Source organism: Sphingomonas trueperi, from assembly GCF_011927635.1.
Lineage (GTDB): Bacteria > Pseudomonadota > Alphaproteobacteria > Sphingomonadales > Sphingomonadaceae > Sphingomonas > Sphingomonas trueperi.
This window is the reverse complement of sequence record NZ_JAATJB010000035.1, coordinates 1-2,980: the sequence shown is the minus strand read 5'-3', so window position 1 is coordinate 2,980 and position 2,980 is coordinate 1. Positions and strand designations below refer to the sequence as shown.

At 54.7% G+C, this 2,980-nt stretch carries 4 protein-coding genes; 3 read left to right on the top strand and 1 reads right to left on the bottom strand.

The window, feature by feature from the left end; all coding sequences use genetic code 11:
- The first annotated feature begins 181 nt into the window (after nt 1-181).
- The 3 genes from GGR89_RS21950 to GGR89_RS21940 all read left to right on the top strand — a co-directional run bounded on the left by GGR89_RS21950 (nt 182) and on the right by GGR89_RS21940 (nt 2,543).
- Entirely contained in the window at nt 182-484 is a 303-nt protein-coding gene (locus GGR89_RS21950) for a hypothetical protein (RefSeq protein WP_125976978.1), read from the top strand.
- A 275-nt stretch (nt 485-759) separates the two neighbouring features.
- Nucleotides 760-1,920: an AAA family ATPase gene (locus GGR89_RS21945; protein WP_125976977.1), complete on the top strand. Its 1,161-nt coding sequence runs from the start codon at nt 760-762 to the stop codon at nt 1,918-1,920.
- The gene (locus GGR89_RS21940) at nt 1,917-2,543 is read left to right on the top strand and encodes a DUF4276 family protein (RefSeq protein ID WP_206434322.1); all 627 of its coding nucleotides are present in this window, start codon (nt 1,917-1,919) and stop codon (nt 2,541-2,543) included. Before GGR89_RS21945 ends, GGR89_RS21940 begins: the two co-directional genes overlap by 4 nt.
- A gap of 210 nt (nt 2,544-2,753) precedes the next feature.
- Here GGR89_RS21940 and GGR89_RS22135 read toward each other — a convergent pair.
- Nucleotides 2,754-2,980: hypothetical protein (locus GGR89_RS22135; protein WP_209092459.1), on the bottom strand; the 227-nt coding region annotated here is incomplete at its 5' end.

The window sequence follows — 2,980 nt, the reverse complement described above, 5'->3', positions numbered from 1 at the left end:
GCGTGGCAATATGAGCCGCTTCGCGGGAAGGACGATGCTGTCCGCGAGCGGATGCGCGAGCTCGCGAACGAGCGTCGTCGGTTCGGCTACCGTCGCGCCGACGAGCGAAAGCGTCATATTAGGCCGCAAGTGGACTCCTGGGCGCGTTGACTCGGCGCGACGCCAGCGCTCAGCACAACATATGTCGCAGCAACTCTTTCATGGCATCCTGCATCTCGGAGACTTGAACATTGACATAGAAGGATTAGTTGATGAGCGCGGCCAAAACGTCGATCAGCATGATCTTGAATGGTGCCGCGTGGCCGTCGTCGGGCGTCAGACACCGTGGGATCTCGCCCCGGCAGAACGCTGTTATCCGCGGCGGCGCGCCTTGGAGTTCGCTGAAACCGAGGAATGCGACGGGCCGGTGCTGCAGGAAAGGCAGTGCGCTGGCCAGAAGATGGTCGCTGATACCCTCAAGCCAAGGACGTGCCAGAGGCGATAGGTGTATCTGTTTCGACCTTCTACCGCCACTTTCCAGCCGGTAGCAGGCTTGCGCCGCCGCTCGGCTGGTAGCCCGCTCTGCATGCAGCCACACAGATTCGCCACCTGAACTCGAGAGGTTTGGAGTCGAACGAGCCACCCGCTGCAGCGCGGTCCTTGGTCGCAGCTAGCGAACCCACTTACATATGATCGATCGGATTGCGCGCGGCGCTACTATCGAATAGCCACGGACAGGATCGCCCGTCGGTCTCCCGATAGGCTTGAGAGGATTTTTTGATGTTGCTGGAGAGCATTAAGCTCGTCAATTTTCTAAGCTACGGTGGGGGCCACGACACGATCGAGTTGCGGCCCTTGAACATTATCATCGGACCTAATGGGTCGGGCAAATCTAACCTCATGGAAGCGATCGAGCTCCTGCGCGCCACCCCGAAGGACCTTCTAACTCCGATCAGGGACGGCGGAGGCGTAAGGGACTGGCTATGGAAGGGCGCCTCTAAGCCAGTGGCAGAGATCGAGGCGGTAGCGGCCAATCCCAAGTGGAGCGCGCCGCTGCGTTACATCCTAAGGTTTACCGAAGTCGGACAAAGGTTCGAAATCGTGGATGAGAGGCTGGAAAACGAAAAGCCCGTTCAGGGCCATAAAAGGCCGTACCTGTATTATCGTTTCGAAAATGGCCATGGCGTTTTAAATATAAATGGCAGAAATAGGCAGTTGAAACACGAGGACATCGATCCAGTCGCCTCGATATTGTCGCAGCGTAAAGACCCTATTCAGTACCCTGAGCTAACCTATTTAGGGAATACTTTCGGCAAAATTCGACTGTATCGGGAGTGGAGCTTCGGGCGCTACACCGTGCCGCGTATGCCACAAAAGGCGGATCTCCCGAATGAGCATCTCGAGCCGGACGGAAGCAATCTCGGGCTTGTGTTAAACCGATTACGGAGAGATCCTGCTGTTAAAAAGCAACTCCTAGGAGCTTTACAAGCCCTCTACGACGGAATTGATGACTTCGATGTTCAAATCGAAGGTGGCACAGTTCAGGTGTTTTTTCATGAAGGAAGGTTTACCGTACCTGCAACGAGGTTGTCTGATGGAACTTTGCGCTACCTTTGCCTGCTTGCCGTTCTGTGTCATCCAGAACCAGGACCATTAGTTTGTATTGAAGAGCCGGAGCTGGGGTTGCATCCTGACGTTCTGCCGAAACTTGCAGAGCTTCTAGTAGATGCTTCGTCTAGAACTCAATTGATCGTAACAACTCATTCCGACGTTCTCGTTGATGCTATGACAGATACACCTGAAGCCGTTATGGTCGCTGAGCGGACAGATCAGGGGACTCGACTTGAGAGGCTAAACAGCGAAAAGCTCAAACCGTGGCTAGAAAAATATCGGCTTGGGCAACTATGGACACGCGGTGATATCGGGGGAACGCGCTGGTGAAGCTCTTTGTAGAAGGTGGGGGCGATTCCACAGCTTTGAAGTCCGAATGCCGTGAGGGTTTCAAAACCTTTATCACAAAAGCTGGAATAACAAAGCGACCCCGCATAGTTGCTTGCGGAAGCCGATCCGACGCGTACAACGATTTTTGCACCGCTTTAAATAATAACGAAGAGGCGTTACTCCTAGTAGATAGCGAGGAAAATGTCGACGCGAGCAGCCAAGAAGGGGAAGATAGAACTAAATGGCTTCCATGGAAGCACCTAAATCAGCGAAAAGGGGATGAATGGGAAAAGCCAAAAGGCAGCGAAGATACTGACTGCCATCTGATGGTTCAGGTCATGGAAACCTGGTTTCTTGCTGACCGCGCCGCTTTAGCTGCGTTCTTCGGTAATGGGTTCAAGCAGGAGAAGCTACCAGCAACCGAACGCCCTATAGAGGGGATTTCAAAGGTCGACGTATACCGCGCTCTCAAAGTTGCAACTGCTGACTGCAGGACCAAAGCGCAATACGGGAAGGGTGCTCACTCCTTCAAAATTTTAGCAACTCTTGATCCTGCGAAGGTCACGAGCGCCTCGGCCTGGGCGGCACGGTTTGTCGACACTCTTAAGAAAAAGATGGGCTGATCACGTAGTTTCTCATCCCTCGGGCCTTTGCGGCCTATCGACATACGGGCGCGCGCTCTCCGCCATCGATCCTAGGCCTTGGCGAATACGAGGAAGTCGTTTAGGCCCGATTTTCCTGTTGCTGACCCCAAGAACGATGGCTCCTAGTACGATCCAATTCACCGGAGAGCAGGCGCGAAGCTTTGCAAATGTGTCGCCGGAAGCCTGGCGTCACTGGCGTAAGGTCGTGCCGAGCATGGCCGCCAAACGCGGCAAGAAGGCCCGGTTTTCGGTGGGAGAGCTGATCGGTCTCCCCGTGGTCTCATCGATAATCAGCACCTTAGGCGTCAGCATCGGCGCTCTAGTGAACCGCGCCGGGTTTGTCGGAGGCCCCAACTCCTGAGAGGAAGGGCCTATGACGAGCAAGACGACGAACAAGTTCTCGCCTGAGGTTCGCA